The sequence below is a fragment of the Streptomyces sp. BYX5S genome, assembly GCF_054724165.1.
In genome coordinates this window covers 4,151,352-4,167,902 of sequence record NZ_CM138829.1, presented here as the reverse complement: position 1 = coordinate 4,167,902, position 16,551 = coordinate 4,151,352, and the positions used below count along the sequence as shown (strand labels likewise).

Here is a 16,551-nt window from a genome sequence, read left to right as displayed (position 1 = left end):
CGGACTGGTTCAGGGGTGGAACTCCCCCCGGTTCGTCACGCCCCGGAGTGGACATAGCCGGCCCACAACGTGGGAGTCCTCGGATACGCGGAGCGTTCCTGCCGGACCGCGTGGTTGAGGGCCCGCGACGAGAGCGACGTGTCCAGTCCACGCGGCGTCGTCCGCAGCGCCGCGAAGAACGCCTCACCGACCGCGCCGGTGTGGTGGTCGTCGACCGGCCACAGCGTCGCGACGACGTGTCGGAAACCGGCGTGCTGCATCGCGCCGGAAAGATGGACCGACTCGTCCGGGACGCGCAGGCCGCTGATGTGGCTGGTGCGGCACGCCGAGAGGAACGCCAGCTCCGCTTCCGGCATGTGGTGGGCCGTCAGGTGCCGCACCGTGAGGGAGTCCGGATCGCCGCCGAGAAGGAGACGGCTTCTCCACGGGTTAGCGGGATCGCTCACGGCGTGGCAGGCGAAGTGGACCACGGCGCTGCGTACGAGCTCCGTGACCACCTCCGGGACATGGAGTCGCGGGGTGTCGGGGGTGGTCACCAGGATGTTCGCGTCCTCGAAGAGCCGTGCCAGCCGTTCGGTTTGCTCGGCTGCGCGCGGCAGCGGTGCGGCGCCCGCCGTGTACGGCATGGCTACGCCCAGGAACCGCTGGGGCTTCCCGTCGACCGGGCGGCTCCGGGCCGCGATCAGCGCCTGAGCCGACGGCGTGTACGAGGAGACGACCTTGTCCATGGCGGCCTCGCCCTCGGCGTGGGAGTGCTGTCCGCTCCGGCGTCCGGCGGCATGCAACGGCAGCAGTCCGAGCAGACTGCCCGGTGACCACCAAAGGTGGCCGCCCTTTTCGGGCGACGTCGACGACACAAGCCCCAGAGTGTCGAGGACCGGTCCGACGCCGACGTCCCACAGCCATTCGAGCACCTCGGAGACACACCTCTCGGCCTCCAGCCGGGCCGAACGGTCGAGCGTCACGTCGCGGCTCGCATCGGCGGCGGCGTGCAATCGAGCGGCCTGCGCGGTGACCGCTGTGTCGGTCAGCGCGGGCAGACGGCGATGCAGGACACCGTTGGTGGTGGCGATCAGGGCGTGGCCCGTGTCGGAGGCCGCGGCCAGTGTCACGACGGGGCCCGACTCGGCGGCACGGGTGAGCAGTTCGCGGTGTGGCGGGCGCAGGAAGGACTCGAATCCCGGCAGGGAACGCACGGTGGCGACGGCGGTCTCCAGGCGGTGGACGACGGCGCGGCGCTGTTCGATGTCGAGCCGCGCGTCGTACGGAAGCGGTGCTGTGGGCGTTGTCGGCCGTCCGGGTGCGGCTCCGGTCGGAGCAACCAGGCGGCGGTGCAGGTCCAGCAGTTCGCCGGCCAGCTGGGGATGCCCCTGGCGGAGCGCAGAGAGGTCGGTGCGCAGGTTCAGTGCCTGACGCATCAGCACTTCGCGGCCCGTCTCCAGGAGTCGTAACGCCTCGGTGGGCGCCCCGGGCGACGGGCTGCCTCCGGTCGTCGGTTCGGCGGACCCGAGGACGTGGGCGGCGGCCTCGGTGGCCAGGCCGGCGAAGCGGGAGAGTGTCTTGAGGCGGTCGCTCCCGGCAAGCCAGAGCGGCGCCGCTGCGGCGAGCCGTTCCACGGCCTCTGTCAGGAGGCGACCGGCCAACTCGCGGTCGTCCGGCCCTGCGAGACGCGCGGCCGTACGGGCGGCTTCGATGCGGTCGGCCGGAGGAGACGCCACGCAGGCGTACGCCTCCAGGAGGGCGGCGAGGGCGTCGGAGCGCGCGGCGTCAGGGCTCTCCAGCAGGATCTGGCCGAGTGTCTGGAGGCAGTTCGCCCGGATCGGAGAGCCGACAGGGAGACTGTCGACGGCTTGGTGCGCGTATCGGCGCGCTTCGGCCATCAGCTGCGGCGAGCGGGTGGCACGGTAGGTGTGCAGCAGGGCCACGGCCAGTTCGGAGCAGGCCCAGACGTGGTCGTTGTGCTGTGGATCGGCGTGGCGCAGCGCCGCCCGGCAGATCTCCACGGCGTCCCGTAGATCGCGAGCGGCGGGGTCCGGGGCGGGGCGGCTCGAATGACGTTGGATCAGCGCGCGGCTCAGCGCCGCGCTGCGGCCGGTGTGCTGCTCATGACTCGTGGGGGTGAGCTCGACAGCCCGGTGCAGGACCAGTACGGCCTCGTCGAGGTCGCGCACGTCCGCGGGGTCCATCGTGCGTCCGCTGGGTCCCGGAACGTCCGAGGCACCCATGAGCAGGGCCCGGCCCAGCAGCGTCAGCATCATCGCGTGTTCGTCGTGTGTGGACGGCGTCAGGGCGACACACACCCGGAGGGCCTCGACTGCCTCGTGCAGATCACCCAGGCTGCCCGTCATCTCGGCGCGCGCGGACAGTGCCCCGCTGAGGTTTGCCAACGGCAGCGTGAGCACGGCGCTGCCTTCGGGAACGCTCTGGACCGTGGCCCGCAGGATGTCGACGGCCTCGTGCAGGTCCGCCTCCGAGAACGTGCGCTGACCGCGTACCAACAGTGAGTGCGCCCAGTTGGTGCGCGCGGGCACGAGGCCTGGATGACCGGGTGGAGTCAACTCGGCGGCTCGACGGGCGAGTTCGATCTGCTGTCTCTCGTCCTCGACGACGGAGAACCGCTCCGCGCGCATGCGCAGTGCATTGCTGAGCACCGTCAGCCGCCCCGGCAGGGCGGGGTCCGAGGCGGTGGTCGCGTCCACGCACTCCTGCGCGGCGTCGACGGCCCGGTCCAGTTCCGCGCGGTCGCCGGTGCTCTCGAACCGCGCGAGGAGCAGCGCCGTCAAGTTGTTGTTGTACAGAGCGCGCGCCGGTCCGCGAGGGACCAGAGCGAGGGCCGCCGTCATGCGTCGCACGGCTTCGTCCCGATCGGCGGGCGATCCGGTGAGCCGGTGGCGCAGGTAGAGCACGGATCCGAGACCGTTCAGAACGGCTGCCCGATCCGTCGCCGCTGGGGCGGGCGCATCTGCGGAATCCTGCGACGACAGGGCGACGGCCTCACGGAACGCTGTCACCGCCCCGTCGAGATCCCGCGCGTCGCGTCGGTTCTCATAGCGGGACATCAACGCGTTGCCCATGGCCGAGAGGACCGTGAAGCGGCCCGGATGTCCCGGCGGCAGCAGATGCGACGCACGACGGGCCTGCTCGACGGCTTCGTGGAGGTCGTCCATGCGGCCGGTCCGGTCGCCGCGCATGCGCAGCGCCACGCTGAGTTCCACGCGGAAGGGCACCTGGTCCATGTGGTTCGGAGCCAGGCGCTCCACGGCTTCGGCGGCGGCAGCGACCGCGTCGTGGAAGTGGCGCATCTCCCCGGACTCCTCGGCGAGACGCAGCAGCGCCTGCGCGGTACGGAAGGCGAGCAGGGGGGTCGTTGGATCGTCTGCGGACACCCGACCGCGCAGGTCCTGGAAGGTCGTCACGATCTCTTGGAGTTCCTCGGGAGAGGACACGGCCATCGCGCGCTCCCCCAGCGTGTCCACCGTCGCCCGCAGGGGCGGTACGGGGGACGCGGCACGGCCGCCTCGCACCGCACGGCCCAGCGCGTCAGTGAACCTGCGCAAGGAAGCCCGGTGGTCGCTCATCAGGTGGAGTCCTGTGGCGTCGGGGTGGTCAAGGGCCTTGTTCCGGTGTCGGGTTGAGGCTCCGTCAGCTTCAGCAGGTGGCTCCTGCCCTGGAGTCGACAAGTGAGGTCCCAGCCCAACTCGGCGTCGAGCGGGCCCTGGTGGTCGATGCCGAGCTGCCGGGCGACATCGATGGTGTAGAGCCGGACCGCGGCCTCCACGAACTGGGCGTACGCGTCGGTGGCCGCTCTCCCACGCCGCCGCGCGGTGTTCCCCAGCACAAGTCCTACGACGCCGGCCGGCCACCAGAGCGCCGCCACCGCGACGTACAGCAGCGCCCAACCGCCCAGCACAGCAGCCCGGTTGAGGGCCGCGCGGGCGTCACCCAGATCGGAGCGGGCCGAATCGGGAAGCGTCAGCCACAGGGCGGGCCACAGCGTGGGCAGGTCGAGCAGGTACTCGGACTCGGTGCGCTGCCCGACGGCCGCGACGCGGTCCCCGATCCAGGTGGGCCGGTCCGGCATTTCCGCTGAGATGCGCAGGAGTTGCACTTCGGTCAGGCTCAACCGGTCGCGAGCCCTGGCCTCCACGGTGTCGGTCTGCGGACCGGACGCCCTGGTGGCACGCCCGACGATCTGCTGCACCTGATGTGTGGCTTCGGCATGGGCCGCCTCGGCGCGTGCCCAGCGTCGGCGCCGCGCCTCGACCCGGCGGTGTGCGGCCCTGCGCAGCGGCGCCGGCCACGCACGCCAGTCCTCTGCCAGCCACAGCCGTTCCACTACGGCGCCCGTGCTCTGCGCGGCGATGCCCGCCACCACCGCGCCGAACAGCAGCGCGGCGACGGCGACGACGACGTCGGCCACGGACGTACGCGGCGACGCCCAGCCCTGAAGACGCTCCATCAGCCTGTCGGGGCTCAGCGCGTGCTCCTGCCCGAGCACGCGGGCCGTCACCGTCACCGCCACGTACAACAGGCCGGGCAGGGCGAGTGCCGAGATCCACCGTTCAGCGAGCCGCTTCCCGATCTCATTCAGGAGTCCGCCCACGTCACACCCGTCTCCACTGCAGCGCCGTTCCGTGGTCCTCGCACACCCGTGGGACGGTGTTGTCCGCGCCGGGGGTCCAGATACGGTCGCAGCTCTCCTCGGGGCAGAAGATCACGATGATGGCACGTCGCACGGAGCCGAACCCGCTGCCGTTCAACGGCCGCTGCTGCTCGGCGCGGTTGTCGCCGAACAGCCCCACACTGTCGCCGGCCTCCTGGAGCGCCCGGTGCAGCGCGAGCACGGCCTCGTTGACGCCGTGTCCCGCGTCCACGGCCTCCAAGAGGCGGTCCACCGCCGCCCGCCCGTCGGGAGTGCCCTCCCTCGCCAGGAAGGCGCGGATCCCGTCGATGTCATCGAGCGCCCGCTCGAGTGCGACGGCTTCCGATGACCTCTCGCGATCCGTCACCGGCCACCCCCATGATGTTGCTGCCGTGCGAGGCCGCTCGCCTGTCGAACCATGATGCAGGCGGTCATCACAGCGGTGAAGTTGAAGGTTCACGTCACCGCGCATCGGACGACGAGGGCCTACAGCCGCTGTACGAGATTCCGGGCCCGTCGGCTACGGCAGGTCACCGCAGCGAGCGGTCGGGGGACCATCCCCGTCTAGTGTGTGGACCCGCTCCCCCGGGCCTCAGGGACATACGGGAGTCGAGTCCCAGCGGGGAGTCCCCAGCACACAGATGTGACCTGCACGCGCGGGAGGCACGCCAGTGACGCTCGAACAGTTCCTGCAGCTCTACGAATCGGCGGAGCACGAAGGCTCGTGGTGGGTGTCCGAGTCCGACACGAACACCTTGCTGCGGCGTATCCATTCCCAGCTGGACCCTGCCGAGGACGTCGTCCACCTCATCCGCTTCGAGATGGAGGACGGGCTGGCGATCAGCCTCCACCCGCACAAGAATTACACCCCCGCCATACTGGTCATCACGTCCCGGCGGCTGCTCCTGTTCGCCCGCACCCAACTCCTCCAGAGGGCCGTGGCGAAAATCAAGGCCGCCACGTCCGGAGGCGGGCCGCAGGAGGCCTTCCATCTCTCGGAAGTGTTCCTGAGCGATCTCGCGGGAACCTCCGGAATCCGCAACCCCACGTCGTTCGGCCTGACCCGGAACGTGGTCCTGCACCAGGCCGACGGACGCATGGTGAAGATCGCAGGCATGAGCGCGAAGGCCAGCGAACGAACGGAGGCCGCTCTGCGGTCGGCCCTGGAGTCCACGCCGACCCGGGGCCAGGGTGCGCGAGCGGCCATCGAGGCGTGTGTGCGCCGTGGCAACACCGAACTGGCAGGAGGGTCGCAGGGCACACCGGTCGACGAGGTCCTGGACCTCCTGGTCGACCACCTGGACGGCGAGGCGCCCGTTCACGTGGCGGCCTTCCAGGACGCGGGGCGCCAACGCCACCCCTGGTCGGTACTGACGCTCTCGCCCACACGCCTCATCTACCAACTGCGTGTCGGCGACGAGGAACTCGTCGACATCGTGCACCTGGGCGCAGTCTCGAACCCGCGGTGGGGCAAGCGGCGCTTCATGCCCGCGTACCTCAAACTCCAGCACCACGAACGGGGTGAGGTCACCTTCTACTCGTTTCAGAAGCAGGTGGTGGCGGACTTGGGGACCGCGATACAGGGACGACTCACTGAGCTCGCCTGAGGGCGCAGAGGCCACGCTCACCTTCACCGCTCTTTTCGGAAAGCGCTTTCCCTCCGGCTCGGGATGCGATGGGATCACTCCATGCAGCAACCCGTCCCCGACCACCTGGACCACCGCTACAGCGGTGAACACCCGATCCGTACCCTCGGCCACGTCTTCCGCCCCGACCGGCACCGTCTCGTGCTGGCCGCCCTCGTCTTCGTCGTCAAGCACAGCCCGATCTGGCTGCTGCCCCTGATCACCGCCACCGTGCTGGACGTGGTCGTCCAGCACGGTCCGCAGGCACGGTTGTGGCAGGCCACGGGCCTGCTCCTGTTCATCCTCGTCATCAACTACCCCCTGCACCAGTGGTACGTACGCCTGCTCGGCGGCAGCATCCGCCGCATGGGCACCACCCTGCGCTCGGCCCTGTGCCGCCGGATGCAGCAGCTGTCGATCGGCTATCACGCCCGGGTCAGCTCCAGCGTCCTGCAGGCGAAGGTCGTCCGGGACGTGGAGGCCGTCGAGCAGATGGTGCAGCAGAGCTCCGACATGGGGCTGGGCGCCGTCGTCACACTCGTCGGCGGTCTGGTCGTCATCGGTGTGCGCACCCCCGAGTTCCTGCCCGTCTTCCTCCTCGTGGTACCCGCCGCCGGGTACCTGGTGATGCGGCTGCGCCGCCGACTGCGCCACCACAACGAGGACTTCAGGCGCGAGGTCGAGCACCTGTCGTCCCGGGTCGGCGAGATGACCACCCTCATCCCGATCACCCGCGCCCACGGCCTGGAGCGCACCGCACTGGGCCGCGTCGACGGGTCACTGCGCCAGGTGTTCGCCGCCGGGCTGCGCCTGGACACGATGAACGGCCGGTTCAACTCGGCTGCCTGGGTGCTGCTCAACCTCCTCGGCGTGCTCTGTCTGACCGGTTCGGCCCTGGTCGCCTATCACGGCTGGCTGCCCATCACACCCGGCGACGTCGTCATGCTCAGCGCCTTCTTCACCGTCCTGACCACCTCGACGACGACCCTGCTCGGCCTGGCCCCCGTGATCGCCAAGGGACTGGAGTCGGTCCGCTCGGCCGGCGAGGTACTGCAAGCGCCCGACCTGGAGAACAACGCCGGCAAACGGCCCGTGCAGCAGGTTCGCGGCCTCATCGACTTCGACCGCGTCACCTTCGCCTACGACAACGGGGACACGGCCGTCGAGGACTTCACCCTCTCGGCACGGCCCGGCGAAACGATCGCCCTGGTCGGCGCGTCCGGCGCGGGCAAGTCCACGGTCCTGAACCTCCTGATCGGCTTCATCCGCCCCACTGCCGGCCGGATCCTGCTCGACGGCACCGACATGGCCGACCTCGACCTGCGCAGCTACCGCCGCTTCGTGTCGGTCGTACCCCAGGAATCGATCCTGTTCGAGGGCACCATCCGCGACAACGTCACCTACGGCCTCGCCGGCACCAGCGAGGACACACTGCTGCGCGCCCTGCGCGACTCCAACGCCCTGCAATTCGTCGAGCAACTGCCCGACGGCCTGGACACCATGGTCGGCGAACGCGGCGCACGCCTGTCGGGCGGGCAGAAGCAACGCCTCGCCATCGCCCGCGCACTCATCCGCGACCCCCGCGTACTCATCCTCGACGAGGCGACCTCCGCCCTCGACAACCACTCCGAAGCCCTCGTCCAGCAGGCCCTCGCCCGGCTCGTCAACGGCCGCACCGTGTTCGTCGTCGCCCACCGCCTCACCACCATCCGCAACGCCGACCGCATCGTGGTGATGGACCACGGCCGCATCCTGGAGTCCGGCACCCACACCGAACTCCTCGCACGGGGCCGGGCCTACGCCGGCCTGCAACCCACACACCCCTGACCACACACCTGCGCCAGCCGCGGCCGGCGGCCGACAGCTCGTTCGCCGTCGGCCGCCACGCACCACCCGCACACCCAGCGACCACGGCACGCCCTGTCCGGGTGCGGACTACTTGATGTGGTCGTAGCGATACGGCAGATAGGCGTTGTTGTGGCCGTAGTAGGGATACGGGAGCGTGTGCCGCTGCACACTCGGGGGCGTCTGCTCATAGGCGACGTAACGTGTCCTCTGCTGGTCTGCCCACCCCGCGAACACCACGACGTGCTCCTCCGGGTTGAGCAGTACGTCGCCCGGCCTGAGCTCGTCCTTGGTGATGCGGTGGCTGACCGAGGGCAGGCTGTGGGTGGTCAGGCTCTGCGGCAGCCGCCAGACCATCGACGCGTAACCGCTGGAATCAGTGCGGTACCGCACACCTTGCGGATCCGCGCTGGAACGCGCCTGGCTGTACGGCACGGCTCTGTCGAACCAGAAGTCCGCTCGCTGGAGAACCTCAGCGCGAGCGAGGCCGGCCGCCCCGGCCCTCTGCGCGGTGGACTGCTCGACAGTAGGCGCCGTCGCTTCGGCGGACGACAGAGGCAGCACCGCTGTCGCCGCGAACGCCAGGGCGGCCAGGACGGTGGAGTGACGGGAGAACAAGAGGGGGGCCTTTCACGACAGCAACAGGACCCGGGCCGCCAGCGCCGCCCGAGCGGACAAGGTCGTTCCTACCGGATTGCACCGCATTGACCACCGAGACACACGAATCGCGATGACGCCCGTCGAAGTCATCCCACCGGACAGTCGGTCCGGCCGACGAGCGCGAACCGCCGACACACGCCGGATCCGGCCGTGAGTGCCGCCACGGAGCCGTACGAGCGTCGTCGGCGCGTTGAAAGGGTGGCTCTGCCCTCCCGTCGCGCGCGCCTTGCGGCATGAAGAGCTGATCTTCCTACTCTGCGTGCACCTGCCCCTCTGCACTGGAGAGTCTCGATGAGGAATGTCTTTGGTCGTGCCGCACGAAGAGGGGTGACTCTCGGGGTGCTGGCTGCCGGGCTCGTGGCGGTCTCCGGCACCGTGATCGGGCAGGCGGTCCCCACGGCGGCGCAACAGGCCGATGTTCTCCCGGGAGTTCACGGGCGACCTCAGGACGGCAACGGCACCAACATCCTCCTGCTGGGCACCGACGGCCGCGACACCATCACCCCCGCGGAGAAGAAGAAGTTCTACGCCGGTGGCACCGCCTGCAACTGCAGCGACTCCATGATGCTGATCCACCTCTCGCAGCGCCGCGACCGGCTCAGCGTCGTGGGCCTGCCCCGGGACTCCTACGCGCAGATCCCCGAACTCGCCGAGGACGGGACCGTACGGAACACACACCCCGCGAAGATCAACGCCGCGTACGCTCAGGGCGGCCCGGCCCTCGCGGTGCGTACGGTCGAGTCCGCGACCGGGGTGCGCATCGACCACTTCCTGCAGATCGACTTCCGCCGCTTCATCGACAGCGTCAACGCCGTCGACGGAGTGACGGTGTGCACCGAGCGCAGTCTCTCGGACCGCACCACGAAGCTGAACCTGGCCCCCGGACAGCACCGCCTCAAGGGCGGAGGCGCCCTGCAATACGTACGCTCCCGCCACCTCGACGCCAGCGCCGACCTCGGACGGATCCAGCGTCAGCAGCGCTTCCTGGTCAACGCCCTGCGCGGCACCGGCACGCGGGACCTCCTCTCCCAACCGCTCAAAGCAGCGGGCCTGGCACGCACCGTGCTCGGACCCGACACGGTCGAGCAAGGGATCGGCGTGAAGGACCTCGTGTCCCTCGCACACGACCTCCGGGGCATTCCCCTGAAGCAGACCGAGTTCACCACCGTGCCGGCCAGCGGATTCAACCCCCTCATCCCCGACGTCGGCTCCACACTGCGCTGGGACCAGGACAAAACCGAGGAACTCTTCACCCGCCTCCGCCAGGACCAGCCCCTGACCCGTCCCGGAACCAACACCGCGCTCATGGACCCGCCGAAGATGAGCGCCCCGACGGTCGTCCCCGGCAGCAAACTGGCCTGCTCCCCCTGACACCCAGCCGCCTCATTCGACCCGAACACGAAGTGTTCGCGCTCATCCGGTCCCGTGTCGGCCCAGCACCGCATCCAGCAGCGCCTCCGGCTCCAAGGAGACGGCGCGGCTCAGCCGCGCCTCGTACTCCTCGGTCCCGAGGCGCTGCCGGGTCCGGACACGGGTCCGTTCGCACAGGGGCAGCACCTCGGGTGTCCCCCGGCGCAGGAGGCCGACCGCGTGCCAGAAGCGGTTGCCTGCCGCGATCGCCGCGACGGTGCCGTCGGGGTCGTCCTGGGCCGACAGGCTCGCGGCCAGCAGATCGAGACCCATCGCGATGCCGAACTGGTCGCCGATGCGCCGCTTCGCGTCCAGCATGTCGCGTGCGTGCGAGGCCGCCTGCTCGGGGCGGTCCTCGCACAGAGCGATCAAGGTGAGCTGATAGTCGAGATAGGAGCGGGTCCAGTACTCCCCCAGCCGCACACACACGTCGCGGTGTGCCTCCGCCTCCTGCCGAGCCTCCTTCAAGCGCCCGGCACCGGTCAGTGCGAACACGCGCACCAGCCGGAGCAGGCTCTCCCCCGCCGTGCCCCGCTCCGGAGGCATGGCGTCCGGTACGTCGCCGACGCCTGACGCCGGCACGCCGCCGATCCCTCGCCCGTCCAGGGCCTCCTCAGCCCGGCGCAGCGCCACTGCCGGTTCCCCGTCCAGCAGCGCGACCAAACCCAGCAGGTAGGCCGCCAGGCGCATGCCTTCGACATCGCCGGCAGCGGCGGCCGCGCGCAGGCTCTGGGCCGCGAGGCCGCGTCCCTGCGCGTGTTCGCCTTGAAGGATCCGCGCCAGAGCGAACGACCACAGTCCCCGGACCCGCCGCGGGTCCGGGTCCGGTGTCCCGACCAGGGCGAGCTGCGCGAAATGCGCGACATCGTGCAGGTGACCGGAGCAGACCCAGAAGAAGGCCACGTTTCCCAGGAGTTCGAGCGCGGTCCCGTGGCGCGAGCGCAGCAGGAACTCCATCGCGGCGCACACATCGTGGTGCAGATCCCGCATCCGCGCGTACCAGTGCTGCTGTTCCGGGCCGAGCCACTCCTCCCTCGCACGGCCGGTGACCTGGAGCATCACCACCGCATGGGCCTCGGCCAGAGCCGTCTCCTCGTCGAGTTCCCGCAGCCACATCCGGCCGTAGTCCCGCACCGAATCCAGCATGCGATAGCCCCCGTTCGCGGGAGTGACCACCGATTTGCGGACGAGTCCGGCCAGCGCAGCCCGTAGCTCGCGCGCGGTCAGCGGGCCACCGGAACACACCTGAGCCGCCAGCTCGGCGTCGAACACCCCCGGGAACACCGACAATCGCGCCCACAGCAAACGCTCGACCGGTCGGCACAACTCATGGCTCCACCCCACCGCCGTACGCAGTCCTCCATGCCGCACCGGACACACCCCCGCCCCGTCCGGCCCCACCCCCAACCAGTCCGAGGACGCCCGCAACGGGCCGGCGGACCTACCCAATCCGCCCGGCAGATCCATCCTCCGCTCAGCCAGCTCCCAGATCTCCCCGACCGTCCGGCGTCGCAACAGCCCCGCCGCCAGCTCCAGCGCCAGCGGAACCCCCTCCAGGTGATCGCACAGGCGCTCCGCCACCATGCGATCCGTCGGGTCGTCCAGAGGTCGGCCCGCGGCGGCGGCGCGAGCCCCGAACAGCGCCACCCCCTCCGCCGCCGGATCCAACGGGCGCAGGCCCAGCACCCGCTCACCCGGCACGCCCAGAACCTCCCTGCTCGTGACGAGCACCGTCAGAAAAGGGCAGACCGCCACGAGGTCGGTGACCAGGTCCGCGGCCGACTCCACGAGATGCTCGCAGGAGTCAAAAGCCAGCAGGACCCGCCGGTCGCCGATCCACTCGCGCAGCACCTCGGTGAGGGAGCGCGCCGTATGGTCCGACAGGTGCAGCGCGTCCGCCACGGAAGCCGCCAGCAACTCACCCCCGCGCAGCGGCGACAGATCCGTCCAGCACACGGCGCTGAAACCCGTCCACTCCCGGTCCCGAACCGCCCGCAGTGCCAGACGCGACTTGCCCACGCCCGCACCGCCGGTCACCGTCACCACACCAGGCGCGTCGAGCATCGCGGCGAGTTCGGCGAGCTCGGTGGCTCGCCCGACAAAACACGTGGACTCGTCCGGCAGGTTCGTCAGCACAGAGGGAGTCTTCAGCAACGCTCGGCCACCCGTGGGCACATCAGCCGATATTCACCCCCAGCGCATCAGGCCGCCGTGCCGGTCCCCGGCCCGCACGGCGTCCCGCCGGGGTCGGCGGCCTCGGCCCGTCGAAAACGGCGTCCCGCTCATGACATGCTGCTCGTCGGCTCGCGACGACATCCGCCCGGCGCCCGTGCGATGGACGGCGGACGGTGTCGCGCGCGTGCCGCGTCCCCGATCGGTCCCTGCCTAGGTGAGCACCACAGATGAAAGAACGCGTCAGATTCCCCAGCACCGTCGGCCCCGAACTGGCCGGGGTGATCGACCTGCCGGAAGGCGAGGTCCGCGGGTGGGCGCTCTTCGCCCACGGCTTCACCCTTGGCAAGGACTCGCCGGCCGCCTCCCGCGTCAGCAAGCAGCTGGCCCGCGAAGGCATCGGCACGCTGCGTTTCGACAACCTCGGCATCGGCGACTCCGACGGCGACTGGGGTGACGGTTCCTTCACCGTCAAGACTCAGGACACGATCCGCGCCGCCGCGTTCATGGCCGAACGCGGCACGCCCGTCGACCTTCTCGTCGGGCACTCCTGGGGAGGCGCCGCGGCCCTCGCCGCCGCCCGACACATTGCCGGGCTGCGGGCCCTCGCGACCATCGCCGCGCCCGTCGATCCGAGCCACGTCGAGCGGCAGTACGACTCCGTGCTGGACCGTGTGCTCAGCGACGGTTCCCATCAGTGGTTCGTCGGCGGGCGCACTCTCGTCCTCAAGCGTGCCTTCGTCGAGGACGTCCGCAAGGCGCACCTGCGCGAGACCATCGGGGAGCTCAACCTTCCGCTCCTCGTCGCGCACTCCCCCACCGACTCGACCGTCGACATCGACAACGCCGCGGAGATCTTCCAAGAAGCCCGCCACCCCCGCAGCTTCATCTCCCTGGAGGGCGCCGATCATCTGCTGACCGCGCGCGGGCAGGCCCAACGTGCCGCGCACATCATCAGTGCCTGGGCCGACCAGTACCTCGACGAGCCCCGCCCCTGAATCCCGGGCCCGCGCCGGCCTGACGGGACCCGGCCGCGCGCCCCGTATCGCCGAACCGGCCCTGGTGGCACGCCGCCGTATGATCGTCCTCATGAGTGCCGCATCTCCCGCCCGCAAGCGCGACGGCGCGGCGACACGCGAGGCCATCCTGAACGCTGCGGTCGTCGAGTTCACCGAGGTCGGGTACGCGCGGGCCGGGGTGCGGCAGATCGCCGAGCGCGCGGGCGTCACGGCGATGATGATCAACCGTTACTTCGGCTCGAAGGAACGGCTGTTCGCCCAGGCCGTGGACCGCGCGTTCGCTCCGTCGACGGTCATCGGCGACGAACTCCCCGGCGCGGCGCACTCCATCGCGCGTGCGCTCGCCGAGCGCACGGCGCCCGATGCCGAACAGCTCGACCCGTTCCTGCTGTTGCTCCGCTCGGCGTCGGATCCGGCGGCGGCGGACATCATCCGGCAGGGCGTCGAGAACCACGTGGGCGCCCGGCTGGCCGGGCTGCTCGACGGGCCCGACGCGGACGTGCGCGCTCAGCTCGGGCTCGCGCTGGTCGCCGGTACGTGGCTGCTGCGCAGCGTCGTCGGCACCACGGCCCTCGCCACGGCCGACAACGAACGCCTCGCCGATCTCCTTGCCGAGATGCTCCGCCCTGTCACCGGTGATGCGGGTTCGGCGCCCGCGCCCGACGGCGGCCAGGCCCGTACCGACGGCAGCTAGCAGGCTGTCAGCGGTCGCCGGTGCCGGGCGGTGCCGGCCCGGTGGCCTTGGGGACCGGCTCGATCGTCGACCGCACCGCGTACAGCAATGTGACCCGAGGAAATCCGACCTGAGGAAGGGGCCGCTCGCCATGGACGCAGCCGTCGCCGTTCGCGCCGTCGAGAACCTGATCGCCACGTATGCCGAGCTGGTCGACACCGGGGATCTCGCCGGTGCGGGCCGGCTCTTCACCGAAGGGGTCTTCGTCGGGAGCGACGGAACCGAATTCGTGGGGAGCGAGGCCGTCGAGGGGATGCTCCGGGACCGCGTGATCGTCTACGGCGACGGCACACCGCGCACCCATCATGTGACCACCAACATCAACGTCGAGGTCGACGAGCGGGACCGCGTGGCCGCCGCGCGGTCCTACGTCACCATCTTCCAGGCCGTTCCTGGGCTGCCTCTTCAGCCCATCGCGGCGGGCCGATACCGGGACCGCTTCGTCGAGCGGGACGGCGAGTGGCGGTTCGCGGAGCGCCGGATCGGCATTCACCTGGTGGGCGACATCAGCTTTCACATGCGCTGAGGCACGCCCTCGCGCGCGATTCGCCGGCCAGACGATGTCTGGCCCAGCTCCTCGGCATCTCGACGTTCTTGACATGAACATGACCTTCTCGTCCTGGGGTGGACGCCTCTCGGCGCGCCGAGACGTCTACAGCTGTATACTTGTCGGTGATGACACACTTCCGCGGCCGTGAGAACCCCCGGGGAACCCGAGAGAGGGACGCAGGGACATGAACCTGAATCTGAACGGAAAGCGTGCGCTCGTCACCGGTTCGAGCTCCGGGCTCGGTGAGGCCACCGCGAAGCTGCTGGCCGCCGAGGGGGCCGCCGTCGTGGTGCACGGCAGAAACCAGGAGCGTGCGGACAAGGTCGCGCGGGAGATCCGCGAGGCGGGCGGCAGCGCCACCACGGCAGTGGGCGATCTCGCCGACGACGCGGCCGCCGCCGACGTCGCACGGGCGGCGAGCGCGGACGGCCCCGTCGACATCCTCGTCAACAACGCCGGCTTCTACCGGCACCTGTCGTGGACCGAGGCGAGCCCCGAGGAGTGGCGGGACACCTACAACGTCAACGTGGTCTCGGGCGTCCGGATGATCCAGCACCTGGTCCCGGCCATGCGGGAGCGCGGCTGGGGGCGGGTCGTCACCATCGGTGGAGGCCTCGCCTCCCAGCCGATGAACACCCACCCGCAGTACAACGCCACCCTGGCGGCCCGGCACAACCTCGCCGTGTCGCTGGCCCGTGAGCTGAAGGGCACCGGCGTCACCTCCAACGTCGTCTCCCCCGGAGCCGTCCTCGTCGAGGCCACCAAGGAACTCGTCACCGGGATCGGGCCCGCTCGCGGCTGGGGAACCACGTGGGAGGAGATCCGGCCCAACGCCGTCGAGGCGCTCATCCCCAACGATCAGGAGCGTTTCGGTGAGCCGGACGAGATCGCGGCGGCGGTCGCGTACCTGTGCAGCGGCTACGCCCAGTACGTCAGCGGAGCCACCCTGCGCGTCGACGGCGGGCTCATCCGCTCCGCCTTCTGAACCCGGGCCACACCTGGTGAACCTTCACACGTCCGGCGTCGTTCACAGGGAGCGGGAGCCTCCCGCACACCCGACGACCTGAGGGGTTCTGGTGCACGATCTCGCGGACTCGACCGAATCGATGGAGCAGCTCGCCGTGGCCTGGCGGGCCATGGTGCTCGACCGGGACCCGGACGCGGACGTCCGCGATCTGCCGGGGATCGCCGTCCGCTGGGCGGACTGCCGCTTCGCCTTCTGGAACTGCCTGACGCTGACGGAGACCGGTGTGGATTCCGCTCTCGCGCGACAGCGTCTCGGCGAGGCGGCCGGCATCATGCGGTCGAAGAAGCACCCCGGGTTCCTGTGGGTCTTCGACGGTCTGCTCGCCGAGGACGCCCGCGCCGAGCTCGACGCGGAAGCCGCGCGAGCGGGCCTCGAACTCGCCTTCCCCGGCACGGGCATGGCGGGCGACTTCCTGCCCGTCCCCGAACCGGCCCACCCCGAGCTGACCTTCGTACGGGTGACGACCGAGGCACATCTGCTGGCGTACGCGGACATCAACGCACGTGCCTACGGGTTCCCCGTCGAGGACGGCCGGGACGGGCTCGAAGGCTCCGTGATGTGGCGGGACCGGGTGCACGCCTATCTGGGGTTGCGGGACGGTGTGCCGGTGACCTGCGCCGGGGCGGTCGAGGCCGACGGGCGGCTGTTCGTCGTGCTGGTGGCCACGGATCCGGGCTGGGAGCGCCGCGGCTACGGCGAGGCGGTCACCCGCAAGGCGCTGTACGAGGGGGCGCGCGCCACCGGGCTGACGCGGGCGACGCTGCACGCGACCGCCGCCGGGGCGCCGGTGTACCCGCGGATCGGGTTCGAGCCGAACTCGCCGATCCGCTTCTACGCGCTGAAGGACTGACGCCGGGCGGTCGGCGTC

13 protein-coding genes are annotated in these 16,551 nt (G+C 70.5%); 8 read left to right on the top strand and 5 right to left on the bottom strand.

The features are described 5' to 3' along the window. Window positions 1–35: 35 nt before the first annotated feature. From ACYBSK_RS18975 to ACYBSK_RS18965, 3 genes are all read right to left on the bottom strand, one after another. Window positions 36–3,452 (bottom strand): CHAT domain-containing protein, encoded by a 3,417-nt coding sequence (locus ACYBSK_RS18975; protein WP_460242559.1) that lies wholly within the window; start codon window positions 3,450–3,452, stop codon window positions 36–38. 125 nt (window positions 3,453–3,577) lie between these two features. Continuing rightward, window positions 3,578–4,603 carry a hypothetical protein gene (locus ACYBSK_RS18970; RefSeq protein WP_460242558.1) on the bottom strand — a complete coding sequence of 342 codons (1,026 nt, stop codon included), beginning with the start codon at window positions 4,601–4,603 and terminating at the stop codon, window positions 3,578–3,580. A 1-nt stretch (window position 4,604) separates the two neighbouring features. Continuing rightward, window positions 4,605–5,009 (bottom strand): hypothetical protein, encoded by a 405-nt coding sequence (locus tag ACYBSK_RS18965; protein ID WP_460242557.1) that lies wholly within the window; start codon window positions 5,007–5,009, stop codon window positions 4,605–4,607. Between the two features lie 304 nt (window positions 5,010–5,313). On the opposite strand from ACYBSK_RS18965, the gene ACYBSK_RS18960 reads away from it, so the two are divergent. Together ACYBSK_RS18960 and ACYBSK_RS18955 are read left to right on the top strand one after the other, a co-directional pair. After that, window positions 5,314–6,249: a hypothetical protein gene (locus tag ACYBSK_RS18960; protein ID WP_460242556.1), complete on the top strand. Its 936-nt coding sequence runs from the start codon at window positions 5,314–5,316 to the stop codon at window positions 6,247–6,249. Window positions 6,250–6,330: 81 nt separating this feature from the next. Further along, window positions 6,331–8,094, top strand: coding sequence for an ABC transporter ATP-binding protein (locus tag ACYBSK_RS18955; protein ID WP_460242555.1), 1,764 nt, complete (start codon window positions 6,331–6,333; stop codon window positions 8,092–8,094). A gap of 108 nt (window positions 8,095–8,202) precedes the next feature. Here the strand turns inward: ACYBSK_RS18955 and ACYBSK_RS18950 are convergent, their stop codons facing one another. After that, on the bottom strand, window positions 8,203–8,730 hold the full coding sequence (locus ACYBSK_RS18950; protein WP_460242554.1) for a hypothetical protein: 528 nt from the start codon (window positions 8,728–8,730) through the stop codon (window positions 8,203–8,205). A 381-nt stretch (window positions 8,731–9,111) separates the two neighbouring features. Between ACYBSK_RS18950 and ACYBSK_RS18945 the strand changes: the two genes are divergently transcribed. Beyond that, window positions 9,112–10,143 carry an LCP family protein gene (locus ACYBSK_RS18945; RefSeq protein ID WP_460242553.1) on the top strand — a complete coding sequence of 344 codons (1,032 nt, stop codon included), beginning with the start codon at window positions 9,112–9,114 and terminating at the stop codon, window positions 10,141–10,143. 42 nt (window positions 10,144–10,185) lie between these two features. Here the strand turns inward: ACYBSK_RS18945 and ACYBSK_RS18940 are convergent, their stop codons facing one another. Beyond that, window positions 10,186–12,318: an ATP-binding protein gene (locus ACYBSK_RS18940; protein ID WP_460242552.1), complete on the bottom strand. Its 2,133-nt coding sequence runs from the start codon at window positions 12,316–12,318 to the stop codon at window positions 10,186–10,188. 266 nt (window positions 12,319–12,584) lie between these two features. Between ACYBSK_RS18940 and ACYBSK_RS18935 the strand changes: the two genes are divergently transcribed. From ACYBSK_RS18935 to ACYBSK_RS18915, 5 genes are all read left to right on the top strand, one after another. Next, a complete protein-coding gene (locus tag ACYBSK_RS18935) occupies window positions 12,585–13,352 on the top strand; it encodes an alpha/beta hydrolase family protein (RefSeq protein ID WP_460242551.1) in 768 nt (255 codons plus the stop codon). A gap of 91 nt (window positions 13,353–13,443) precedes the next feature. After that, window positions 13,444–14,067 (top strand): TetR/AcrR family transcriptional regulator, encoded by a 624-nt coding sequence (locus ACYBSK_RS18930; protein ID WP_460242550.1) that lies wholly within the window; start codon window positions 13,444–13,446, stop codon window positions 14,065–14,067. A 130-nt stretch (window positions 14,068–14,197) separates the two neighbouring features. Beyond that, window positions 14,198–14,632 (top strand): nuclear transport factor 2 family protein, encoded by a 435-nt coding sequence (locus tag ACYBSK_RS18925; RefSeq protein WP_460242549.1) that lies wholly within the window; start codon window positions 14,198–14,200, stop codon window positions 14,630–14,632. 208 nt (window positions 14,633–14,840) lie between these two features. After that, window positions 14,841–15,641 (top strand): SDR family NAD(P)-dependent oxidoreductase, encoded by an 801-nt coding sequence (locus ACYBSK_RS18920; RefSeq protein ID WP_460242548.1) that lies wholly within the window; start codon window positions 14,841–14,843, stop codon window positions 15,639–15,641. 91 nt (window positions 15,642–15,732) lie between these two features. Further along, on the top strand, window positions 15,733–16,533 hold the full coding sequence (locus tag ACYBSK_RS18915; RefSeq protein ID WP_460242547.1) for a GNAT family N-acetyltransferase: 801 nt from the start codon (window positions 15,733–15,735) through the stop codon (window positions 16,531–16,533). The last annotated feature ends 18 nt before the right edge of the window (window positions 16,534–16,551 follow it).

What these genes read in the sequence shown, in the direction of transcription:
- ACYBSK_RS18925 (WP_460242549.1), top strand. Translation starts at nt 14,198, where the DNA reads ATGGACGCAGCCGTCGCCGTTCGCGCCGTCGAGAACCTGATCGCCACG.
- ACYBSK_RS18920 (WP_460242548.1), top strand. Translation starts at nt 14,841, where the DNA reads ATGAACCTGAATCTGAACGGAAAGCGTGCGCTCGTCACCGGTTCGAGC.
- ACYBSK_RS18955 (WP_460242555.1), top strand. Translation starts at nt 6,331, where the DNA reads ATGCAGCAACCCGTCCCCGACCACCTGGACCACCGCTACAGCGGTGAA.
- ACYBSK_RS18930 (WP_460242550.1), top strand. Translation starts at nt 13,444, where the DNA reads ATGAGTGCCGCATCTCCCGCCCGCAAGCGCGACGGCGCGGCGACACGC.
- ACYBSK_RS18935 (WP_460242551.1), top strand. Translation starts at nt 12,585, where the DNA reads ATGAAAGAACGCGTCAGATTCCCCAGCACCGTCGGCCCCGAACTGGCC.
- ACYBSK_RS18975 (WP_460242559.1), bottom strand. Translation starts at nt 3,452, where the DNA reads ATGGCCGTGTCCTCTCCCGAGGAACTCCAAGAGATCGTGACGACCTTC.